Source organism: Kitasatospora sp. NPDC004289 (genome assembly GCF_053602875.1).
On sequence record NZ_JBSGEL010000101.1, the window covers coordinates 1 to 19,603 of the forward strand.

The 19,603-nt window shown below is 70.9% G+C and carries 22 protein-coding genes and 1 pseudogene; 17 read left to right on the forward strand and 6 right to left on the reverse strand.

All coding sequences use genetic code 11. From position 1 onward, the window contains the following. Nucleotides 1-94: 94 nt before the first annotated feature. From ACWEPF_RS36615 to ACWEPF_RS36625, 3 genes and pseudogenes are all read left to right on the forward strand, one after another. Nucleotides 95-415, forward strand: a pseudogene (locus ACWEPF_RS36615) (MFS transporter); the annotation flags it as partial. Nucleotides 416-494: 79 nt separating this feature from the next. Then, nucleotides 495-1,586 carry a VWA domain-containing protein gene (locus ACWEPF_RS36620; RefSeq protein ID WP_452176013.1) on the forward strand — a complete coding sequence of 364 codons (1,092 nt, stop codon included), beginning with the start codon at nucleotides 495-497 and terminating at the stop codon, nucleotides 1,584-1,586. Nucleotides 1,587-1,838: 252 nt separating this feature from the next. Beyond that, entirely contained in the window at nucleotides 1,839-2,432 is a 594-nt protein-coding gene (locus ACWEPF_RS36625; protein ID WP_452176014.1) for a hypothetical protein, read from the forward strand. A 119-nt stretch (nucleotides 2,433-2,551) separates the two neighbouring features. Here the strand turns inward: ACWEPF_RS36625 and ACWEPF_RS36630 are convergent, their stop codons facing one another. Both ACWEPF_RS36630 and ACWEPF_RS36635 read right to left on the reverse strand, forming a co-directional pair. Next, entirely contained in the window at nucleotides 2,552-3,241 is a 690-nt protein-coding gene (locus tag ACWEPF_RS36630; protein ID WP_452176015.1) for an HAD family hydrolase, read from the reverse strand. 67 nt (nucleotides 3,242-3,308) lie between these two features. Continuing rightward, nucleotides 3,309-4,571, reverse strand: a complete 1,263-nt coding sequence (locus ACWEPF_RS36635) for a hypothetical protein (protein ID WP_452176016.1) — start codon at nucleotides 4,569-4,571, stop codon at nucleotides 3,309-3,311. A gap of 346 nt (nucleotides 4,572-4,917) precedes the next feature. Between ACWEPF_RS36635 and ACWEPF_RS36640 the strand changes: the two genes are divergently transcribed. The 8 genes from ACWEPF_RS36640 (at nucleotide 4,918) to ACWEPF_RS36675 (ending at nucleotide 9,877) form a co-directional block, all read left to right on the forward strand. Then, nucleotides 4,918-5,172: a hypothetical protein gene (locus ACWEPF_RS36640; RefSeq protein WP_452176017.1), complete on the forward strand. Its 255-nt coding sequence runs from the start codon at nucleotides 4,918-4,920 to the stop codon at nucleotides 5,170-5,172. Next, nucleotides 5,153-5,677 carry a DUF6879 family protein gene (locus ACWEPF_RS36645; protein ID WP_452176018.1) on the forward strand — a complete coding sequence of 175 codons (525 nt, stop codon included), beginning with the start codon at nucleotides 5,153-5,155 and terminating at the stop codon, nucleotides 5,675-5,677. Before ACWEPF_RS36640 ends, ACWEPF_RS36645 begins: the two co-directional genes overlap by 20 nt. Before the next feature lie 27 nt (nucleotides 5,678-5,704). After that, a complete protein-coding gene (locus ACWEPF_RS36650) occupies nucleotides 5,705-6,553 on the forward strand; it encodes a helix-turn-helix domain-containing protein (protein WP_452176019.1) in 849 nt (282 codons plus the stop codon). A 96-nt stretch (nucleotides 6,554-6,649) separates the two neighbouring features. Then, nucleotides 6,650-7,102: an ATP-binding protein gene (locus ACWEPF_RS36655; protein WP_452176020.1), complete on the forward strand. Its 453-nt coding sequence runs from the start codon at nucleotides 6,650-6,652 to the stop codon at nucleotides 7,100-7,102. A 40-nt stretch (nucleotides 7,103-7,142) separates the two neighbouring features. Continuing rightward, nucleotides 7,143-7,361 (forward strand): hypothetical protein, encoded by a 219-nt coding sequence (locus ACWEPF_RS36660; RefSeq protein WP_452176021.1) that lies wholly within the window; start codon nucleotides 7,143-7,145, stop codon nucleotides 7,359-7,361. Nucleotides 7,362-7,672: 311 nt separating this feature from the next. Then, nucleotides 7,673-8,803 carry a radical SAM protein gene (locus ACWEPF_RS36665; protein ID WP_452176022.1) on the forward strand — a complete coding sequence of 377 codons (1,131 nt, stop codon included), beginning with the start codon at nucleotides 7,673-7,675 and terminating at the stop codon, nucleotides 8,801-8,803. Next, nucleotides 8,800-8,934: a hypothetical protein gene (locus ACWEPF_RS36670; protein ID WP_452176023.1), complete on the forward strand. Its 135-nt coding sequence runs from the start codon at nucleotides 8,800-8,802 to the stop codon at nucleotides 8,932-8,934. Before ACWEPF_RS36665 ends, ACWEPF_RS36670 begins: the two co-directional genes overlap by 4 nt. A gap of 67 nt (nucleotides 8,935-9,001) precedes the next feature. Next, the gene (locus ACWEPF_RS36675) at nucleotides 9,002-9,877 is read left to right on the forward strand and encodes a GNAT family N-acetyltransferase (RefSeq protein ID WP_452176024.1); all 876 of its coding nucleotides are present in this window, start codon (nucleotides 9,002-9,004) and stop codon (nucleotides 9,875-9,877) included. Nucleotides 9,878-10,548: 671 nt separating this feature from the next. On the opposite strand, the gene ACWEPF_RS36680 is transcribed toward ACWEPF_RS36675, so the two are convergent. Continuing rightward, complete coding sequence (locus tag ACWEPF_RS36680; protein ID WP_452176025.1) at nucleotides 10,549-11,286, reverse strand: hypothetical protein; 738 nt, start codon at nucleotides 11,284-11,286, stop codon at nucleotides 10,549-10,551. A gap of 218 nt (nucleotides 11,287-11,504) precedes the next feature. On the opposite strand from ACWEPF_RS36680, the gene ACWEPF_RS36685 reads away from it, so the two are divergent. Next, nucleotides 11,505-12,449 (forward strand): oxidoreductase, encoded by a 945-nt coding sequence (locus ACWEPF_RS36685; protein WP_452176026.1) that lies wholly within the window; start codon nucleotides 11,505-11,507, stop codon nucleotides 12,447-12,449. A 14-nt stretch (nucleotides 12,450-12,463) separates the two neighbouring features. On the opposite strand, the gene ACWEPF_RS36690 is transcribed toward ACWEPF_RS36685, so the two are convergent. Together ACWEPF_RS36690 and ACWEPF_RS36695 are read right to left on the reverse strand one after the other, a co-directional pair. Continuing rightward, the gene (locus ACWEPF_RS36690) at nucleotides 12,464-13,609 is read right to left on the reverse strand and encodes a sensor histidine kinase (protein ID WP_452176027.1); all 1,146 of its coding nucleotides are present in this window, start codon (nucleotides 13,607-13,609) and stop codon (nucleotides 12,464-12,466) included. After that, complete coding sequence (locus ACWEPF_RS36695; protein ID WP_452176028.1) at nucleotides 13,606-14,289, reverse strand: response regulator transcription factor; 684 nt, start codon at nucleotides 14,287-14,289, stop codon at nucleotides 13,606-13,608. Before ACWEPF_RS36695 ends, ACWEPF_RS36690 begins: the two co-directional genes overlap by 4 nt. Nucleotides 14,290-14,530: 241 nt before the next feature. Here ACWEPF_RS36695 and ACWEPF_RS36700 point away from each other — a divergent pair, with 241 nt between their 5' ends. Both ACWEPF_RS36700 and ACWEPF_RS36705 read left to right on the forward strand, forming a co-directional pair. Beyond that, nucleotides 14,531-15,100: a M15 family metallopeptidase gene (locus ACWEPF_RS36700; protein ID WP_452176029.1), complete on the forward strand. Its 570-nt coding sequence runs from the start codon at nucleotides 14,531-14,533 to the stop codon at nucleotides 15,098-15,100. Beyond that, nucleotides 15,097-16,077, forward strand: coding sequence for an endonuclease/exonuclease/phosphatase family protein (locus tag ACWEPF_RS36705; protein WP_452176030.1), 981 nt, complete (start codon nucleotides 15,097-15,099; stop codon nucleotides 16,075-16,077). The genes ACWEPF_RS36700 and ACWEPF_RS36705 overlap by 4 nt, the downstream gene beginning before the upstream one ends. Nucleotides 16,078-16,100: 23 nt before the next feature. On the opposite strand, the gene ACWEPF_RS36710 is transcribed toward ACWEPF_RS36705, so the two are convergent. Continuing rightward, the gene (locus ACWEPF_RS36710; protein WP_452176031.1) at nucleotides 16,101-16,730 is read right to left on the reverse strand and encodes a hypothetical protein; all 630 of its coding nucleotides are present in this window, start codon (nucleotides 16,728-16,730) and stop codon (nucleotides 16,101-16,103) included. Between the two features lie 217 nt (nucleotides 16,731-16,947). Between ACWEPF_RS36710 and ACWEPF_RS36715 the strand changes: the two genes are divergently transcribed. From ACWEPF_RS36715 to ACWEPF_RS36725, 3 genes are all read left to right on the forward strand, one after another. Beyond that, nucleotides 16,948-18,054, forward strand: a complete 1,107-nt coding sequence (locus tag ACWEPF_RS36715; protein ID WP_452176032.1) for a sugar ABC transporter substrate-binding protein — start codon at nucleotides 16,948-16,950, stop codon at nucleotides 18,052-18,054. A gap of 13 nt (nucleotides 18,055-18,067) precedes the next feature. Then, nucleotides 18,068-18,847 (forward strand): ATP-binding cassette domain-containing protein, encoded by a 780-nt coding sequence (locus ACWEPF_RS36720; RefSeq protein WP_345288149.1) that lies wholly within the window; start codon nucleotides 18,068-18,070, stop codon nucleotides 18,845-18,847. Beyond that, nucleotides 18,844-19,603: ABC transporter permease subunit (locus tag ACWEPF_RS36725; RefSeq protein WP_452176033.1), on the forward strand; the 760-nt coding region annotated here is incomplete at its 3' end. The genes ACWEPF_RS36720 and ACWEPF_RS36725, both read left to right, overlap by 4 nt.

A 19,603-nucleotide genomic window follows, 5' to 3' on the forward strand; every position in this document is an offset into this window, starting at 1 on the left:
CATTCTCCTCCCGGGACGGCCCCGGGTCGCGCCCCCGGGACGGCCCCGGCCGGCACCCCCGGGACGGCCGCCCCCGCTCCCGGGACGGCCCGGAGTCGGCCCGGGCACCGGCGGTCTGCTGCTGGTGACGGTCGTCGAGGGCGGTCTGATCGTCTGCTGCGCCGTCTTCAACCCGCTGCACGCCACCTGGCGGCTGCGTCGGACCGCACCCGGCCACACCGTCCGGGTGCTCTCCGCCTGGTCGGTCACCACCCGCGCCGCGACCGCGTTCCTGACGGCCGGCTGGGGTGTGCTCGGCAGCGTGCTGGGCGTCCGGACGGCGCTCGGGCTGGCCGGTGCGCTGGTCCTCGCGACGCCGCTGCTGCTGTTCCCGCGGGGAATTCGGCGAGCCGTTTCTGTCAGTGCTCGGCCGTAAAGTGGAACCAACGCTGAAGGGAACGCCGGAAAGGCGCCCGAGTCGCGTTTCCAACGCACCGTCGAATTGGGGGATCCTCATGTCCGTCAGCAGGATCAAGCACAAGGTCAACCACGTCTCCCTGGTGGTCGACAAGTCGGGTTCGATGCACCAGCACGAGGCCCAACTGATCCGCGTGGTGGACGAGTTCGTGAAGGGCCTCCAGGAGGAGTCCGACCGGCTCGGGCACGAGACGCGCATCAGCCTCTACGCATTCGACCACGAGGTGCACAATCTCGTCTGGGACATGGACGTCAAGCACCTTCCCGCGCTCAAGGGCCTTTACCGGGTGGAGAACGGCGCGACCGCGCTGATCGAGGCCGCGGTGAAATCCGTGGACGACCTGAAGAACATCTGGGAGGGGTACGGCGAGCACTCCTTCCTCCAGGTCGTCGTCACCGACGGCGAGGAGAACGCGTCCGGATTCTCCGAGTCCGGGAAGATGCACGTCCGGCAGAAGGGCGGCACCGGCACCGCCGTGCTGCGCTCCTGGACGGAGCGGATCCACACCGCGATGGAGGAGCTCCCCGAGCACTGGACCTCCGCGATCCTGGTGCCCAACTCGCTGGCCAAGCGCACCGCCCAGGAGTACGGCTTCCCGGCGGGGAACATCGCGATCTGGGACGCCGACTCCACCCAGGGCGTCGAGGAGGCGATCGGCACCGTCAAGTCGGCCGCCACCAGCTTCCTGCGCGGCCGCGAGAAGGGCGTGCGCGGCACCAAGAACCTCTTCGCCATGGGCCAGGACCTCAAGGCCGCCGACGTCAGCGCGAACCTGGACGCCCTCGACGCGGGCAAGTACATCCTGGTCCCGGTCGACGAGCAGCTGCCGATCCGTCAGTTCGTCACGGCCGCCGGGCACCCGTACAAGACCGGCTGCGCCTACTACGAGCTCTCCAAGCGAGAGAAGATCCAGCCCCGCAAGCAGCTGGCGGTGGCGGAGAAGGACCCGACCACCGGCCGGATGACCGGACGGGTGTTCTCCGGCCCGGCCGCCCGCCGCCTGCTGGGCCTGCCCGCCACCGAGACGACCGTGAAGCCGGGCGACAACCCGAACTTCACCGTCTTCGTCCAGTCCACCTCGGTCAACCGCAAGCTGGTCCCGGGCACCAAGCTGCTCGTCATGCTGTAGCGGCTCGGTCCGGGCGGGTCCGTCCGGGTCTGGCCGGAGCCCGGTGCGGCTCGCTGGAGGTGCAGAGGTGCACCTCCAGCAGGCTGCGGCGGAGGATCCGGTGACGATCCGTCGCGGGGCGAGGCGGACACGGGGCGAGGCGGAGGTGACGACGAAGGCGGCCGAGGACCCTTGCCAGGAGGACTCGGGCTCGTCATCCTGGTCGCATCATCCACGGGGGGGCCAACGATGACCAACGTTTTCGTGCTGCGTTTGAACCGGAGACTCTGGACGAAGGTGGTCGCGTCGGCGGTGTTCGTCCTGGGCTGGTTCGTGTTCTGGCTGCTGGCCTTCGGGGTGTTCGAGGGCACCTTCTGGCTGCCGGCGGAGTTCACGGTGGCCGAGGTGCTGACCTACCTGTTCGTTCTCGGCTTCTTCTGGGGTCCGATGCTCGTGGTCGGTGGCGTCGGTCTGCCGGACGCCGTCCGGCCAGTGAGGATCACCGTCGAACCGGACGCGATCGTCCTGCGGACCCCGCTGCTGCGCAGCCGGAGGATCGGCTGGGACGCCGTCCAGCGGGTTGACGCCCTCGCATCGCGGACCGGTGTCTCGGCCTCGCAGCTCCTGGTCCTGGAGACCGCCACCACCCGCGCCGCGGCCATCGGCCGTCCCGGGCGTGCCTACCGGCGCCTGCTGGTCCTCACCCGGGGACGTCCCGACGCCCAAGGCCTGGCCTTCGACACCATGTACTACGCCTTCCACCCGCTGGACGTCCTCGCGGCCGTCCGGGCCGTCGCCCCGCCGACCGTCGGTACGGCGGACCACACCGGTACCACACCCCTGCCCGGGAGCATCCAGCTCTGGTGAGACCCGCTCCGGTGGTGTCCAGCGTGCGGTGGTGATCGACGGACGTCGATGCCGCATCGGGGCGGTGTGGTGGTGGAGGCGCGGGTTGATCCCGGCCGTGCGGTGCGGGTGGCGGGCCGTCAGGCGGTGGCCGCCGCCACGGCGGCGGAGAGCGAGGGGAGGTACGGGCCGGGCCAGTCGTCCTCGCGGGAGTGGGCGTCGTTGGCCGCCCAGTCGTCGGCGCGCAGCATCATCGCCGTCATGCCCTGCCCGCTCGCGCCGGTCAGCTCACCGCCCCCGCCGTCGCCGATGTAGAGGCAGTCCGCCGGTGCGGCGCCGACCGCCGCGGCGATCCGGCGGAACAGCTCCGGGGCCGGCTTGCGCAGCCCCTCCCGGCAGGAGAACACCACCGCGTCCACCAGGGGTGCCTGCGGCAACTCCGCCCAGAGATCCGCGAGTTCCACCGAGCAGTCGGTCAGTACGCCGGTCCGCAGCCCCAGGCCGCGCAGTCGCTCCAGGGTGTCGAGCGCGTCCTCGCGGAGGACGAAGAGCTCGCGCTGCGCGCCGAGCCGCGCCGCCACCGCCTCGGCCAGAGCCCGCTCGGACGGCTCCACTCCGCAGCGGCCGGCCAGGGTGCGGATCGTCTGCGGGAGATCGCCGAGGGCACCGGTGGCCCGCTCCGGGAAGGACGCGTCCAGAGCCCGCCGCCAGAGGTGCGGCGGGATGCCGAGCGGAGCGGCGCTGCGGGCCGCGTGCTCGTCCCAGACCGCGGTGGGAGTGCTCGGGGTGAGGGTGCCGAAGAAGTCGAAGACCACGGCCGAGAGGGGCATGGCCGGGACCCTACACGGTCCGTCAGCCCCGGTGCGGGGACGTGCCGTTCGGGAACACGGGCCGGGGTCAGGAGAGCGAGAAGCCCAGGTCGCGGACGATCGGGGTCATCGGGACGTAGAGGACCTGCCAGTAACAGGTGGTCGGGGTGGCGGTGGAGCGGGGCGGGCAGGTGACCGAGCTGGAGGAGCCGCCGGCCACCACGACGCCGCGGGCCTCCATGTCCTGTTCCGCGCCGTAGGGATTGGCGAGCACCGGTCCGCCGCTGTCGCCCTTGGCGACGATCGGGCGGTGGTCGCCGCCGCGCGACTCGGCCACGTCCACCGGCTTGGTGACGGAGCCGTCCGCGCCCTTGGCCTGGACGTCGACCGCCGTCACCTTCACGTCGCAGGTCCATCCGGTCTGGGCGCCGCTGAGGCAGACCAGGTCGCCGACGTTGTTGCGGCCCGGCCCGTACACCCGGCGGGAGGTGCCCCGGGTGTCGGACCAGGAGCCGTCGTACACCCGGCCGGAACCGTCGCCGTTGATGCCGACCAGGCCGACGTCGAAGCCCTCGTTGGCGGCGATCCGGTCGCCGACGTACCGGTCCGAGCCGTTGTAGTAGCGACCCGGGCCGCAGTGCGCGGCGGTGAGCACCACCTTGGCCGAGCCCTTCCAACCTGTGAACGCGGTGGAGCAGAACGCCGCCTTGTCGGTACGGACCTGGGAGCCCGCGTAGTAGGGCGAGTTGTCGCCCTGGCGCCCGCCGGAGAGCGGGACGGCGTGGCCGGCGGCCCGGACGGTCACCGGCAGGCCGGCCAGGGCGGCGGCCCGTTCGGCGAGGCTCGTCCGGGCGGTCTTCGCGTCGCGCTCGGCGGTGGCCGGATCGTGGGTGACGGTGATGCCGCTGCCGTCCTCGTTCGGCCCGGCCGAGGTCCAGGAGTCCGGCGCGGCCCGTCCGGTGAAGCGCTCGACCGCCGCCGTCATCTCGGCCCGGGAGTAGCGCCCGGTCCGCAGCTCCACGGCCAGCCCGGGCGGCGTCAGCCGGCTGACCAACTCGCGGATCTCGCCCGGCACTTCGCCCTTCCAGTAGACCTGGGCGCGCCCGGCCGCGGCATCGATCACGGTGCCCGCGTAGCCGCCGCTGCCGGGCAGGCCCGACTCGGCCCAGTCCTGCACCGCGTCGGTGGTGCGGTGGAGTTGACGCTGGGTCAGCGGATCGGCGGGCAGCAGCAGGGACTCGCCCGGCACCCGGACGCCGCCGGCCTCGTCGGGCTGGTCGGCGGCCGCACCGAGGGCCGCCACCGAGGCGGCGGCCAGGCCCAGGGCGAGCGTCACGCGGACGGGGCGCATCCCGTACTTCCTCTCAGCGGGGTGGCCCTCAGCGTAGGGGTGTGGGCACGGCCGACCGGCCTCCGCAGAGCGGAGATCACCCGGGTAGGCGTACGCCCCGCGCCGGGCGCCCCGCCCAGAACGCTGATGAAGAAACGGCCGGCCCGGTGGGCAAGTCCTTGCCGGGGCCGGCCCGTGCTGAGTTGGTGCCGACTCTGAGTGACCTGCGGCGGGCCGCCGGGCGGCTGGCCGAAGGTCAGCTCACGGGTTGGCCGAAAGCGGGGACAGCCCGTACGTGTACGCGCCACGATGGCCTGAGCAAGTCACGGTGCAGGATCGAGCAAGCCATGTGACAGGAGGGGCAGTCGTGGCAGTACGGTTCGTGGGGGTCGACCCGGACACCGGCACAGCGAACAGTCCGACCGTGTGGGTCGACGACGAGGACGGCGACATCATCATCCAGGGGTACACGGCGGACGCCGAGCTCTTGTCGAAGGTGTTGGAGGCCGGCCACGGGCCCGACCACGACAACACGATCCCCGGCCACGAGACGGTAGTCAGGATTCCACGCCGGATGGTGGCGCTTCTGAGGAAGGCGTGCGATGACGCAGAGCGAGTTTGACTTCATCGAACTCCTCAAGGGCGCGCAGGTCAGCGCAGTCCACCTTGAGATGCGTGACGCCTACGGAGTCTCCGACGAAGCCGAGGACTTCGAGCGGTGGCGTCAGACCGGCGAACGGGACGTTGACCCGGACTCGCACTACTGGGGTCCGTGGGTCGCCATCATCAGTGAGCTGGTTTTGCGCGGGGTATCCGTTCGTCGGGCCCGGATTGTCTCCAAGCCGGTGACGGACTACATCCGCTACGAGCACGCGGCTACTCAGGTCAACATCGATGCCGGTGAAGAGGTCCGCTGGTTGGCCCGTCGTCAAGCGTCGGACATCGCGCTTCCCGGGAACGACTTTTGGCTGATCGACGGTCAGGTCGTGCGCTTCGGGCACTTCTCCGGCGATGGCGAGTACCTGGGTGAGGACTTCACGACGGAGCCGGAGGTGGCGTCGCTGTGCGCGAACGCCTTCGAGCATGTCTGGCGTCGGGCTACGCCGCACGAGAAGTACTCCATCTGATCCGTCGAAAAGCTGAAGAGCTACCTCATGGCCATCTCCCCGTCTTCGAGCGCTCAAGCAGCCCGTGCGGCCGTCGCCGAGAGACTCCGGGACCTTCAGCGCGATGCCGGGATCACCGGTCATGAGGTAGCTCGTCGGACCGGCTTCAGCGAAGCGAAGGTCTCGCGCATCGCACACGCCAAGACGCCACCCTCGGACTCAGATATCCGAGCTTGGTGTTCGGCCTGTGGCGCGGAGGACCGGGCCGCGGACATCATCGCGGCAAGCCGTGCAGCGGACTCGATGTACATGGAGTGGAAGAAGGTCCACCGGGACGGGATGCGCCGGTCTCAGGAGGACTTCAAGTCTCTACTTCAGCGCACCTCCCTGTGTCGCATCTACGTCTCCAACGTCGCCCCTGGAATCCTTCAGACCCGCGAGTACGCCACGGCCCTGATGGGGGCCTTCACTGACTTCCAGGGCACTCCGAACGACGTCACGGATGCTGTGACCGCGCGGCTCGCACGCGGCAGGTTGCTGACCGAGGGCACGACTCGCTTCGCCATCGTTCTTGAGGAGACGGTCCTCCGCTACCCGTTCGGCGATCGGCCGGCGATGCTGGCACAGCTTGCTCGCTTCGTGGAAGTCATGAAGCTTCCCCGCGTGAGTCTGGGCATCATCCCGTTCGCCGCGCCCCGAAAGATGTGGCCCCTCGAAGCGTTCACGATGCTGGACGACGAGCAGGTCATCGCCGAGACGTTGTCAGCCAACCTCACGATCACCGCGCCCAGCGAGATCGCCCTGTACGGGAAGGCATTCAAGACCCTGTCCTCGATGGCCGTACACGGCGAGGCCGCACGTGGGCTGGTCAGAGAGGCTGTCGTCTCTCTCGGGTGATTCCATGCAAGACCGTGCAAGATGATGGAACCCTCCTCCTCGCTACCCCTAGCTTCTAGGTCGTGACCGAGCGTCCAGCGGCAGAGGAGGGATCACATGGCCATGACCGCGCAAGCAGCATTCACGGCAGGCGACTTGGTGCCCTCCCGGCCCGAGGTCATCGAAGCAAGGACGCAGCTCTTCTCGCTGCCCTGCCTTCTGGCTTCGGCCGGCGCGGCGAGGACCAAGGTCTCCGAGACGCTGAGCGCCTGGGGCTTCAGGTCCGTGCACGATGCGGCCTGGGTGGCCTGCGAGTTGGTCACGAACTCCATCAAGACAGGTTGCTTGACCAAGCTAGGGCTCGGCGTACAGCTTCTTCGCCCGGACTGCATACGGATACATGTCCGTGACGGCTCCCGCGCGCTTCCGGGACGCATCATCACCGACGACCGTAACCCCTTCGTCGTGTCGGGCCGCGGCCTTCAGGTGGTCGACGCTCTGTCGCTCCAGTGGGGCTGCAACTTGGAGCCGTACGGAAAAAACACGTACGCCGATCTCAATCTTCGCTGACTGGACACCTGACCCAGCGCCAGTGTGCCCGGAGGTAGCCATGGCTCAGAAGTACGGCGCCGCCCAATCCCGGATGACCCTCCAGGTGTACCGGGTTTCCCCGGACGGACACAGGACGGACATCTCGGGGGACGAGTTCATCGAGGGCGAGGACCTCTGGGCAGTCGTTGCCGACCGAGAGGGAGCCGCCTTGGTTCACCTGGAGGCGGACCAGATCACCAGCCGAATGTCCCGGATGCCGGAGCGGGAGACCAGGTGACGGAGTCTCGGGTGCCCCGGAAGACTTCCGGGGCACCCGAACGACGCCTATCGAGATCGGGGCCCTTCTGCTTGCCGGATTGGCCGTCGGAGGGCTCCACCTGGCCCTCAGATGCTGGACCGCTGAACAAGGAGAGCCGAGTGGCTGGCTTCGACGCCGCCCCGGCCAGAGACCGGCTACTCCCGCCCCATCAAGGCCCGCAGTAATCCGCTGAACTCCCGCTCCAGCCCGTGACGTTCGCAGGCTCCCCTGCCAGTGACCCCGGGTTGGAGCGGGCACCAAGGCACCCTCGGGGAGAGGACGGCACCACCATGCACAAGTTGATTGGCAGCCGGTTCCTGGACGATCACCTGATCGTCCTTCCCGGCAGTACGGCCGGGATGAAGGTCCCGACAAGCCAGTTCGAGGAACTGGAGTGCACGACGGCGGCGGGCTTGCCCGCCCCGGCCTGGCTGTTGAAGGCGGCGCGGCAGCGTTGGGCCATGGAGCTGGCGCCGGGCCGACCGGCGGCGGAGTACCTGCTGATGAGGGCGAAGACCGATCCGCAGTACAGCCGGGCGTCGTGGGAGATCAACCTCGGCTGCAACTACGACTGCGAGCACTGCTACCTCGGCGAGAAGAAGTTCGAGGGCCTGCCAATGGCGGGCAAGGAGCAGCTCCTGCGCACCATGCAGGAGGCTGGGGTGCTGTGGCTTCAGATCACCGGCGGTGAGCCGACGGTGGACCGGGACTTCGTGGACTCCTACACCCTGGCCAACGAGCTCGGCATGATGGTGACGGTCTCCACCAACGGCTCCCGGCTGTGGCAGCCGAAGATCCTGGACGCGCTGACCAGGATGCCGGCCTACCGGGTGGTGGTCAGCGTCTACGGCGCGAGTGCCGCCAGCTACGACGGGCTGACCCGCCGCAAGGGCTCCTTCGCCACCTTCCAGAAGGGCATGGCGGCGGCCTTGGAAGCCGCCATCCCGATGCGCCTCAACCTGGTGGTCACCGAGCACTCCGCCAACGAGGAAGCGGCCATGGTCGCCATGGCGGAGAACTGGGGCCTGGAGCACAACTCCTACGTCAACATGGCCCCGACGATCTACGGCGGCGCCGAGAGCCTCCCGGCCCAGTCGGCCAAGCACCTGCGCCAGCGCAAGGTGTTCTCCGGCTGCAACGCGGGCCACACCTTCTTCCACTCCGACCCGTACGGTGCCGCCTCGATCTGCAAGGTGGGGCGCGACCCGAACGTGGACCTGATCGCCGAAGGCGTGGACGGGCTGCGCAAGCTCGGCGCCATCGCCGATTCCCTCATGCTTCGCACCGGTGGGTGTTCCGGCTGTCAGCTGTCCGGCTCCTGCGGAGTCTGCCGGCCGATGGCCAAGCTCTACCAGGAGGCGAAGGCACCACTGGCAAGTTACTGCCAGCACGGCCGACCCCGGGAGGAGGTGTCCGCATGAACCCCACTGCCCTGATCCAGCTCGGCACGACCCGCACCGGCGTCAACGAGATCGAGCTCGTTGACGACCTGGACGTGCTCGCCGAGTCCACGAAGTGCTCCTGCAACGCAGGCGACGACAACCCGTTCTAGCGATCGGTGCAACCCGGCAGGCCCTGTCACCGGGGCCTGCCGGCCACCAGTAAGTAGCCTTCCACACATGCGATTTGACTGGGACTGGCTGAGTACAGCCATGACCGTGCCCTACGTGCCGACCCTGGGCCCCGTCCACCCGCGCAGTCTGACCCCGCAGTTGTTCGCGGACGTGGTCGCGATGGCCGGAAGCAGGGGCGCGTTCCTGCCGTACGACAAGGACAAGCGGTGGTCCGCCACCAAGCAGGAGGAACTCCTCCTGCTCGACCTGGTGCACCGGCCCGACGTGGTGCTGATCCCCACCATCACTCACCAGGGCAACGGGCTTGTCAAGGTCCACGTCTACGGGGACCGGAGCGAGGGGATCGGCCAGGCCGCCGAGCTCGCGGCCAAACTGGCCACGACCCACGGAGCCGTCTCAGCGCGCATGGTGAGCTTCCTGCCACCGGAGACGACGGCCACCGGCGGCACCTGCACCCGGATACAGCTCCGCGAGTTCACGGCCGACCACCCCACAGTGCCGGTGCCCGAGATCAGCAGTCTCGACACTCACACCCCAGCAGTGCAGGCCACCTTCACGCTCTTCGCCGACAAGATGGCGGGCGAGGGCTTCAAATTCCTTCACGGACAGATGAAGTCCCGCGCTGTTGGTCCTGTACTGGTCGCCGTCGAGCACGGCCAAGTCTGCGGCGCCATCGGCCCGATGGAGACGCTGCTCGACAACCGGGGTAGCCTCCGGCTGCTCCCGCAGTACTTCGCGGTGCTGCCGGAGCGCCGAGGGCAAGGACACGGCCGACGACTCTGGCGCGCGGCCATGAGATGGGGAGCCCTCAACGGCGCCACCTACCAGCTGCTCCAGACCGAAGTTGGCGGGGCCTCAGACGTGCTCTGCCAGGCCGAAGGACTGCGAAACCTCGGCTTCGTCCGGATCGAGGCGATCTGACCAGATGTCAAGGGACAGTGCAGCCGACTGGCCCCAGACGCAGCGCCGCCCTCACCGGCCACACCGGCGCGGTGGGCGCGGCAACGGCCTTCACCGCCGCCGACGGCTCGCCTGCCCCGTCATACATCCGAAGCCGAGGGGCTGTTGCGGATGCCTGACCAGAGGGCCACGGCCCTGAAGGTCGCGGCGATTTCATCGCTCTTGCGTCCCTCGGCGAGGAGGACCAGGCCGATGTCCTGCTTCGCTGGAGCGCGCCACCCCTCCTTGAGCACCCGACCCGTCGGACAGCGTCCCCCGGGCCGTAGCCACCGTCGGCCAGCACGTGCGCGCAGGTGATCAGCAGGGTGTCGGTGGCCAGGAAGCTCGTACCCAGCATCGCTCCGTCGGGATCGCGGACCTGGGCGACCGCGGCGATCAGTACATCGGGTGCGAGGGACTCCTGGACGTCGTCACCGGGTCAGACCGCCGACACTGAGATTGGCGAGCAGGAACGAGCCGTCACGGTCCAACGGCACCCGGGCTCACTGTCGCCCCGTCAGATCCCCCTGCCGGCAAGGCCCACGGCGAGCACAGCGACGAGGCATTCGCCGTGCGGCGGGGGCAGGGAAGGAACGGAGAGAACCGGTACCGAACGCCGGGCCGTGCGGTCGGCCACGGGGCCGGGCCGTGGATCAGTGCTCACCCGGAGCGGCGGTCCGGTCGGCCGGCTCGGCGGTGACCTGGCTCAGCAGGACTGTCGGTGACGGCATGACGGCGTACCAGGTGTTGGCGGTCTCGTCGGCGGCCGGGGCCCAGGCCGCCACCACGGGGAGTTCACAGTGCTCGCCGGCCTCCAGCGGGGGCAGCGTCCAGGACATGCCATTGGGGGAGTGGTAGTCCACGCCCCACCCGCTGAACGAGTACCGGTACACCTCCTCCATCAGCGCGGCCCACCGGGGCGGTACTTCTCCCGTCCCGGCGGCGCAGCAGATCGCCTCCTCGTCGTTGCCCCCGATGGTGAGCCGGGTGGTCGCGTCCTCCACCGTGACGGCAGCCAGCGCCTGCCCCCCGTCGTACCCTCCGTCGGCACCGTCCGGAAGCGGCACGGGGAGCCGCGCCGAGAACTGCACCCGCCGGAGCGGCGCGAGGGCGTCGATCCGCCAGACTGCCGCGCGGCAGCCGGTCAGGGGGCCCCAGTTGGTGGGGTCCAGCTCGGGGTCGTACGGGGTCAGCAGCAGCTCGACGTGGGCCTCGGACGTCACCCAGCGGGCGAGCGTACGGTCGGCGGGCAGCTGGAACAGCTCGTCGGGCTGCGACGGGAGGACGGCGGTACCGACCGAGGTGGCGAAGGTCAACGGGCCGAACGGCGTCTCGATGGCGGGCTGTTCGGCGGAACGCAGGCGGGTGCGCGGGACGGTGGGGAGCAGCACCGCCTCAGCGTACTGTGCCCCCCGGTGGGCCGTGAGCCGACGGATTGTCCCGATGTGCGACGTCGCGACCGAACGACTCTCGACAGTTCCAACGGCTGGACGGTGGCGGGTCGTTCCCGATCCGGATGTGACGTTTCGCCCAGCCTGTCGGTCTGTCACAGGACTGGCCGGCCACCCCATACTCCTTCACCTGACGAACTGACAGGCGAAGGAGCGGGATGAGCACAGCGGCAGCGGCAGGGACCTGGAAGCTCGGGGACCTGGAGGTGAACCGTGTCGGCTACGGCGCGATGCGGCTGACCGGCAACGGCATGATGGGCAACTCCGACGACACGCCGATCGACCGTGACGCCGCCGTCCGACTGCTGCACAGCGCGTTCGAAGAGGGCGTCAACCACGTCGACACGGCCGCCTTCTACTTCGCCCCGCTGCGGTCCGCGAACGAGCTGATCAACCGGGCACTGGCGTCCTGGCACGACGAGGTGGTCGTGGTGACCAAGGTCGGCCCGGGGCGCGACCCGTCCGGGGAGTGGTTCACCATGGCCCGGCCCGACCAACTGCGCGGCCAGGTCGAGGACAACCTGCGCCAGCTCGGCCGGGACCACCTGGACGTGGTCAACCTACGCCGCAACGGGCCCGAGATGGCCTCCGTCGCCGAGCACTTCGGCGCCCTCGCCGAGCTGCGCGAGGCTGGTCTGGTCCGGCACCTGGGGCTCTCCAACGTCCGGCCGGAGCACGTTGCCGAGGCCCTGGCGATCGCGCCCGTGGTCTGCGTGCAGAACTCCTACGGTCTGGACTGGCGTCGCGCCGACGAGAGCGGACTGGTGGACCTGTGCCGAGAACAGGGCATCGCGTTCGTTCCGTTCTTCGCCGTCTCCGGCCTGCGGCGAGAGGCGGCCGCCGGTCAGGAGCAGGACGCGCGGGTCCGCACGGTCGCCCGGGCCCACGGTGCGACGCCGGCCCAGGTGCGGCTCGCCTGGACCCTCCACCGTGGTCCGCACGTGCTGGCCATTCCCGGGACCAGGAACCCGGCGCACCTCGCCGAGAACATCGCCGCCGGAGCCCTGCGCCTGACGGAGGAGGACCGGGCCCTGCTCGACGGGCCGGGCGGGGCCACCGCCTCGGCGGGAGCTCGACAGAAGAGTGTCACCAGCGGGGGCTGAGGCGCGGACCGCGGTCAGGCCTGCCGGGGCCCGGGCAGGGCCGGCAGGTCGAGGGTGGCGTGGAGGCCGCCGGCGGGGTTCGGGGTGAGGTGGAGGGTGCCGTGATGGGCGGTGGTGACGGCGCTGACGATGGTGAGGCCCAGGCCGTGGCCGCGGCGGGTGGGGTCGGTGCCGGTGGTGCGGCCGCGGGCCCGGAGGAAGGGTTCGGTGAGGGTGGCCACGGTCTCGGGGGTGAGCGAGGGGCCGGTGTTGGTGACGGTCAGTCGGACGTGGGTGGGGTCGGAGGGGTGGGGGCCGGTGGTGAGGGTGACGGTGCCGCCGGTGGGGTGGTTGTGGCGCAGGGCGTTCTGCAGGAGGTTGAGGGCGGCCTGACGGAGCAGCACCGGGTTGCCGGTGGTGGGTGCGGGGTCGAGCGTGGCGGTGATGGTGATGCCGTGGGCGGTGGCCTCGGCGCGGACGGTGGCCAGGGCCTCGCGGGTGGCGGTGGCCAGGTCGGTGGGGGTCAACTCGGGTGGGGACTCGTCGAGTTCGGCGAGGGCGAGCAGGGCCTCGGTGATCTCGATGCCGCGCTGGTTGGTGTCCTGGAGGCGGGTGACCAGCCGTCCCCAGTCCTGGCCGTCCGGGTCGGCCGCGGCGACCTGGAGCATGGTGCGGCTGATGGCCAGCGGGGTGCGCAGCTCGTGCGAGGCGTTGGCGGCGAAGCGCTGCCGGGCCTCGAAGGAGTGCTGGAGGCGCTCCAGCATCTCGTCGAAGGCGTCGGCGAGTTCGGTGAACTCGTCGCGCGGCCCGGTGAGGGCGACCCGGTGGCCGAGCGCCCCGTAGGCGGCGCGGCGGGCCGCACCGGTGAGGTCCTTGAGCGGCCGCAGCACCCGCCCGGCGATGAACCAGCCGCCGACCAGGCCGACCGCGGTCATCAGGGCGAGGGCGTAACCACCGGCCACCAGGAGGGTGGTGAGGATCTGCTGGCGGGACGGCGCGTCCGAGCGGTAGCGCGGGTTGGAGGAGGTCAGCGGGTAGTTCGGGACGTACTTCATGCCGACGTAGATGACGGCGAGGGAGAGCGTCCCGGCGGCCAGGGTGAAGAGGGTGTAACTGAGCGTCAGACGCATTCGGGCGGTCAGGCGCCGGGGCCGGGGCGCGGTGGCGGCGGGACGGTTCACTCGGTGCCGTCCTCGGGCTCGGGCTCGCCGAAGCGGTAGCCGACGCCGGGGACGGTGTGGATCACCCAGGGGTGGCCGAGGCGCTTGCGCAGGCCGGAGATGGTGATCCGGACGGCGTTGGTGAACGGGTCGGCGTTCTCGTCCCAGGCCCGCTCCAGCAGGTCCTCGGAACTGATCACCCCGCCCCGGGCCGCCATCAGCACCTCCAGCACGGCGAACTGCTTGCGGGAGAGCGCGACGTAGCGCCCGTCGCGGTAGACCTCGCGGCGGAACGGGTCCAGCCGCAGCCCGGACTGCTCCAGCACGGGCGGTGCGGACTCGGCCGGGCGGCGGGCCAGGGCGCGCAGCCGGACGACGAGTTCGGGCAGGTCGAAGGGCTTGGTGAGGTAGTCGTCGGCGCCGAGCTCGAAGCCGCCGACCTTGTCGCCCAGCCGGGCGGCGGCGGTGAGCATCAGCACCCGGCAGCCGAGGCCGCGCTCCACGACGATCCGGCAGACCTCGTCCCCGTGGGTGCCGGGGATGTCGCGGTCGAGGACGACCACGTCGTACGCGTGCACGGCGAGCCGTTCCAACGCGGCGTCGCCGTCGCCGACCACGTCGGCCGCGATCGCCTCCAGGCGCAGCCCGGCTTGGACCGCCTCGGCGAGGTAGAGCTCGTCCTCGACCACCAGGACCCGCACGTGCCGTTCTCCCGTCTGCGCTGCCCACGTTCCCCTGCGGGCTCCATTGGACCTCATCGGACGTATCGAAAACGTATCGGCCCGCTGGAGGGGTTCGGGGGTGGGTCGGGGAGGGCGTGGGCGAGGGTGAGGGGTGGGAGGAGGCGTATCGAAAACGTATCGGCCCGCGCGTACGTCCTCATAACACCCGCTCCCGTCGAATGGCTCCGGCAACGCAGGCGGACGAGGACGGGAGTACGGGATGGGTGGCAGGCGTCGGTTGGTGGTGGGGGCCGTGGCGTTGGCGGTGCTGAGCACCGTTGGGGTGTGGGTGGCCGGTTCGGGGGCGGCGGGGTTCCGTGGGATCGCGGCCATGGTCGGCGGCGGGTCGTCCGGGCCGGAGGACGGGGCGGTCCCGGCGGGGACGAGGTTGAGCCCGTTCGACGACGGTGCCCCGGCGGTCGGGAAGCTGGACGCCGCCTTGCTGGCCGCGCTGCGGAAGGCGGCCACCGACGCCCGGGCGAAGGGCATCGAGGTGGGCGTCACCTCGGGCTGGCGCAGCCGCGACTACCAGCAGGGGCTGCTGGACCGTGCGGTGGTGGAGCACGGGAGCCTGGACCGGGCCCGACGGTTCGTCAACACCCCGGACTCCTCGACCCACGTGGCGGGCAAGGCGGTGGATGTCGGGCCGACCGACGCCGCGTACTGGATGGCCCAGTACGGCCCCAAGTACGGGCTGTGCCAGGTCTACTCGAACGAGGTCTGGCACTACGAACTGCTCACCACCCCGGGCGGGACCTGCCCGGACAAGCTTCCGAACGCCGCCGGATGAGCGCGGGCACGGCGGAGGCGGAGGCGGAGGCGGCGCCGCCTCCGGTGCGGGCAGTGCGGGCCCGGCCGGCGCGGTGGCGTCGAGGGCTCGTCCCGGCGGGGCTGGGGGTGGTGACGGCGCTCGCGCTGGCGGGGCACCGGTGGTTGCCGGACCTCGGGCTCGGGCTGCGGAGTCTGTGGGAGAGCGTGCTGCCGTGGAGCGCGGTGGTGGCGGTGGGGCTGCTGGGGTGGGCCGCGCTGCGGCGGGCGCCGTCGGCGGCCTGCGCGGGCGGGGTGGTGGCGGTGGTCTGGGTGGTGATGTTCGGGCCGTTGCTGACGGCGGGTCAGGCGGTGGCGGGCGGCGAGGGTCTGACGGTGGTCACCCACAACGTGGCGGCCGACAACCGGGATCCGGCCGGGACCGCCCGCACCCTGCTGGCGGCCCGTCCGGACCTGGTGGCCCTGGAGGAGGTCACCGACGCCACCTGGCCGGCCTACCGGGACGCGCTCGGCGCCGAGCTGCCGCACCACATCCGCTCCGGCACCGTCGCCCTGTGGAGCCGCCACCCGCTGGCGGAGGCCGGCCGGCTGGTCATCGACCCCGGCTGGAACCGCTCGCTCCGGGCCGAAGTCCGCACCCCCTTCGGGCCGTTGGCGGTCTACGTGGCCCACCTGAACTCCGTCCGCCCGCACCTCACGGGCTTCACCACCGGCCACCGCGACGGCAACCTGAGGGCCCTCGGCCGTGCGGTGGCGGCCGAGCCGCTGACGCGGGTGGTGGTGCTGGGCGACCTCAACACCGCACCGGACGACCACGCCCTGGCCCCGCTCACCGAGCACCTCGGCCTGGCCCGTACGGGTTTCGGCTTCACCTGGCCCGCCGCCTTCCCGTTTACCCGCATCGACCATGTGCTGACCCGGGGCCTGTCCGCCGACACCTGGACCCTCCCCGCCACCGCCAGCGACCACCTGCCGCTGGCGGGGCGGCTCCGGCCGTAGCGCGACATCCGGGTGACGTGCCGTCAGGGTGCGGACGGCGCCGCTCCGTTGAGATGGGCCACGCCGCCCTCGCGGCAGCCGCCGGGCGGTGGGCAGAGGTGGACGGTGACGGACTGGCCGTTCTCGGGGAGGTGGATGCCGTAGGAGGCGAAGGTGGCGTAGCGTCCGCCGCCGAGGTCGACCGCCCGGCTGTGGAGGGGGCCGAGGAGGTGGTCGGTGCCGGTGGCGTAGAGGCCGTCGACGCGGCCGGGGAAGACGGCGAAGGCGTAGGAGTCGTGCCCCGGGGTCTGGTCGGCGGGCGCGGGCTGCTCGGTGGCCAGACCGTCGATCGGGCCGCGCCCGATCCCGCGGTCGCCCGAGGGGTCGATGACCACCCAGCAGACGTCGACGTCGTCGACCAGCCAGAAGGCCACCACGTACCGGTGCTCCCGGTCGTCGGAGTCGAGCACGCCCAGCGTCGCCGGGGTCGGTGCCGGGCACCGCGTGGGCGGAGGGACGGAGGCCACGGCCTCCAGGATCCAGGCGGCCGAGGCCGGTGCCGGTTCGGGCAGGAGCACCCGGTGGCGGTCGGGCCCGTCGTCGCCGGACGGACCGCAGGCGGCGGTGGCCGCCAGCAGTGCCGCGGCGCACAGGGCAACCAGCTTTCGTCCCATCGCTTACCCCCGTAGCGAGAACCGGTCGTGGGGGGAGTTCTGCCCGCCGGAGGTGACCGGACGGCTACGGGGACGTCCCGGAACGGTTGCAGTGATGGTCACCGGGAGTGACGGGAGGAGGCGGACGGTGCCGTCACCCCAAGGGTGGTTTCGCTGAGTAGCCGGGACGGGGTGACACTGGGTGGTGGGGGCGGCCCCGAAGTGAAGAGGCTCCGTCATGAGCAGTCGGCTCCGCCGCACGGGTGCGGCAGCGGCAGTGGTTACCTTCGGTCTCGGTCTCGGTCTCAGTGCCTGCGGCGAGGCCAAGCAGTCCACCGGGGGAGGAGGTTCCTCGGCGAGCGGCGGCCAGGTCAGGATCGGACTGCTGCTGCCGGAGACCAAGACCACCCGGTACGAGCAGTTCGACCGGCCGCTGATCGAGCAGAAGATCAAGGAACTGGCCCCACAGGCCCAGATCGACTACTACAACGCCAACGAGAACGCGACGACCCAGCAGACCCAGGTGGACACCGCCCTGACCAAGGGCGACAAGGTGCTGATCCTGGACGCGGTGGACGCCAAGGCGATCCAGTCCTCGGTGCAGAAGGCGCACGACGCGGGCGTGAAGGTGATCGCCTACGACAGGCTGGCCCAGGGGCCGGTGGACGCCTACGTCTCCTTCGACAACCGCAAGGTCGGCGAGCTCCAGGGCCAGGCCCTGGTGACGGCCGTCGGGGACAAGGCCGGCGCCGGGTCGATCGTGATGATCAACGGTTCGCCCACCGACCCGAACGCCGCCGACTTCAAGGCCGGTGCGCACAGCGCGATCGACGGCAAGCTGAAGGTCGGCAAGGAGTACGACACGCCCAACTGGGACCCGAACAACGCCAACCAGGAGGCCGCCGCGGCGATCACCGCGATCGGCGGCTCCAACGTGGTCGGCGTCTACTCGGCCAACGACGGCATGGCCGCCGGCATCGCGACCGCCCTCAAGGCGGCCGGCCTGAGCGTGCCGCTGACCGGCCAGGACGCCCAACTCGACGCCGTCCAGCGGATCCTGGCGGGCACCCAGACCATGTCGATCTACAAGCCCTTCAAGCCCGAGACGGACAAGGCCGCGCAGCTGGCCGTCGACTTCGCCCAGGGGAAGACCCCGGACGCCGCGCTGCTGCCCGTCCAGGTCACCAACGGCAGCGGCAACCAGGTGAAGGCCGACCTGATCACCCCGGTCGTGCTGACCAAGGACAACATCAAGACCACCGTGGTCGCGGACGGCCTCTACTCCGTCGACAAGATCTGCACCCCCGACTACGCCGCCGCCTGCAAGGCAGCCGGCCTCCAGTAGGGGACGGGCCGTCATGACGGGCGAGACCGTACTGGCCCTGCGCGAGGTCTCCAAGCGGTTCGGCGCCGTGCAGGCGCTGACCGACATCGAGCTCGAGGTCGGGGCGGGGGAGGTGGTGGCCCTGGTCGGGGACAACGGGGCCGGGAAGTCCACGCTGGTCAAGGCGATCGCCGGGGTGCACCAGCCGGACCACGGGCGGATCGAGTGGCAGGGGCGCCCGGTCGCCATCCACCGACCGCAGGACGCCCAGCACCTGGGCATCGCCACCGTGTACCAGGACCTGGCGCTGTGCGACAACCTCGACGTGGTCGGCAACCTCTTCCTCGGCCGCGAGCTGCGGCGCTTCACGATCCTGGACGAGGTGGCCATGGAGCAGCGCTCGCGGGCGCTGCTGGACACCCTGTCCATCCGGATCCCCAGCGTGCGGATCCCGGTCGCCTCGCTCTCCGGCGGCCAGCGCCAAGTGGTCGCCATCGCCCGGGCGTTGATCGGCTCGCCGAAGGTGGTGCTGCTGGACGAGCCGACCGCCGCGCTCGGCGTGGAGCAGACCGCGCAGGTGCTGGACCTGGTCGAGCGGCTGCGCGAGCAGGGCCTGGGCGTGGTGCTGATCAGCCACAACATGGCGGACGTGATGGCGGTGGCGGACACCGTGGCGGTGCTGCGGCTGGGCCGCAACAACGGTGTCTTCGACCGCCGTTCGACCACCCGGGAAGAGATCATCTCGGCCATCACCGGCGCCACCGACAACGCGGTGACCCGCCGGCAGGCCCGTGGCACGGAGGGCTCGCCATGAACGGGCAGACTCCCGGCGGTGGCCGTGAGCGCCGCCCGCTCCCCGAGGACCGGATGCCCAAGGGCGGCGTCAACGCACCCGTCCCGGTCGCACCGAACGCCACCCCCGCGACCGACCCCCGGCTGATCGTGCGTCAGGAGGGCCTGCGCGGCTACCTGGGCGAGTTCCGGCGGCGGCTGCACAGCGGCGAGCTGGGCTCGCTGCCGGTGGTGCTGGCGCTGGTGGTGATCTGGGCCGTCTTCGGCAGCCTGGACTCCAGCTTCCTGTCCGCCCAGAACCTCTCCAACCTCTCGCAGCAGATCGTCGGCACCGGGATGATCGCGATCGGCGTGGTCTTCGTGCTGCTGCTGGGCGAGATCGACCTGTCGGTCGGCTCGGTCAGCGGCCTGTGCGCGGCGATCTTCGCCGTCCTGAACGTCACCCACGGGGTCAACGCCTGGGTGGCGATGCTGGTCGCCATCGCCGGCGGCACCGTGGTCGGCGTGGTCCAGGGCCTGTTCTTCGCCAAGGTCGGGGTCCCCGCCTTCGTGGTCACCCTGGCCGGAAACCTCGGCTGGAACGGCGCGATGCTGCAGATCCTCGGTGCCAGCGGCACCGTCAACCTCTCCGGGAACGACATCGTCTCCCGGCTCTACAGCACCATCTACGGCCAGCAGGCCGCCGCCTACGGGGCGGCGGCCGTCGCCGTGCTGCTCTTCCTGGGCGCCTCGCTGCTGGAGGCCCGCCGTCGCCGCGGCGCCGGCGTGCCCTCGCGGC

What these genes read in the sequence shown, in the direction of transcription:
- ACWEPF_RS36650 (WP_452176019.1), top strand. Translation starts at nt 5,705, where the DNA reads ATGGCCATCTCCCCGTCTTCGAGCGCTCAAGCAGCCCGTGCGGCCGTC.
- ACWEPF_RS36670 (WP_452176023.1), top strand. Translation starts at nt 8,800, where the DNA reads ATGAACCCCACTGCCCTGATCCAGCTCGGCACGACCCGCACCGGCGTC.
- ACWEPF_RS36685 (WP_452176026.1), top strand. Translation starts at nt 11,505, where the DNA reads ATGAGCACAGCGGCAGCGGCAGGGACCTGGAAGCTCGGGGACCTGGAG.
- ACWEPF_RS36715 (WP_452176032.1), top strand. Translation starts at nt 16,948, where the DNA reads ATGAGCAGTCGGCTCCGCCGCACGGGTGCGGCAGCGGCAGTGGTTACC.
- ACWEPF_RS36635 (WP_452176016.1), bottom strand. Translation starts at nt 4,571, where the DNA reads ATGCGCCCCGTCCGCGTGACGCTCGCCCTGGGCCTGGCCGCCGCCTCG.
- ACWEPF_RS36710 (WP_452176031.1), bottom strand. Translation starts at nt 16,730, where the DNA reads ATGGGACGAAAGCTGGTTGCCCTGTGCGCCGCGGCACTGCTGGCGGCC.
- ACWEPF_RS36660 (WP_452176021.1), top strand. Translation starts at nt 7,143, where the DNA reads ATGGCTCAGAAGTACGGCGCCGCCCAATCCCGGATGACCCTCCAGGTG.
- ACWEPF_RS36645 (WP_452176018.1), top strand. Translation starts at nt 5,153, where the DNA reads ATGACGCAGAGCGAGTTTGACTTCATCGAACTCCTCAAGGGCGCGCAG.
- ACWEPF_RS36675 (WP_452176024.1), top strand. Translation starts at nt 9,002, where the DNA reads ATGCGATTTGACTGGGACTGGCTGAGTACAGCCATGACCGTGCCCTAC.
- ACWEPF_RS36655 (WP_452176020.1), top strand. Translation starts at nt 6,650, where the DNA reads ATGGCCATGACCGCGCAAGCAGCATTCACGGCAGGCGACTTGGTGCCC.
- ACWEPF_RS36720 (WP_345288149.1), top strand. Translation starts at nt 18,068, where the DNA reads ATGACGGGCGAGACCGTACTGGCCCTGCGCGAGGTCTCCAAGCGGTTC.
- ACWEPF_RS36620 (WP_452176013.1), top strand. Translation starts at nt 495, where the DNA reads ATGTCCGTCAGCAGGATCAAGCACAAGGTCAACCACGTCTCCCTGGTG.
- ACWEPF_RS36665 (WP_452176022.1), top strand. Translation starts at nt 7,673, where the DNA reads ATGCACAAGTTGATTGGCAGCCGGTTCCTGGACGATCACCTGATCGTC.
- ACWEPF_RS36705 (WP_452176030.1), top strand. Translation starts at nt 15,097, where the DNA reads ATGAGCGCGGGCACGGCGGAGGCGGAGGCGGAGGCGGCGCCGCCTCCG.
- ACWEPF_RS36700 (WP_452176029.1), top strand. Translation starts at nt 14,531, where the DNA reads ATGGGTGGCAGGCGTCGGTTGGTGGTGGGGGCCGTGGCGTTGGCGGTG.
- ACWEPF_RS36630 (WP_452176015.1), bottom strand. Translation starts at nt 3,241, where the DNA reads ATGCCCCTCTCGGCCGTGGTCTTCGACTTCTTCGGCACCCTCACCCCG.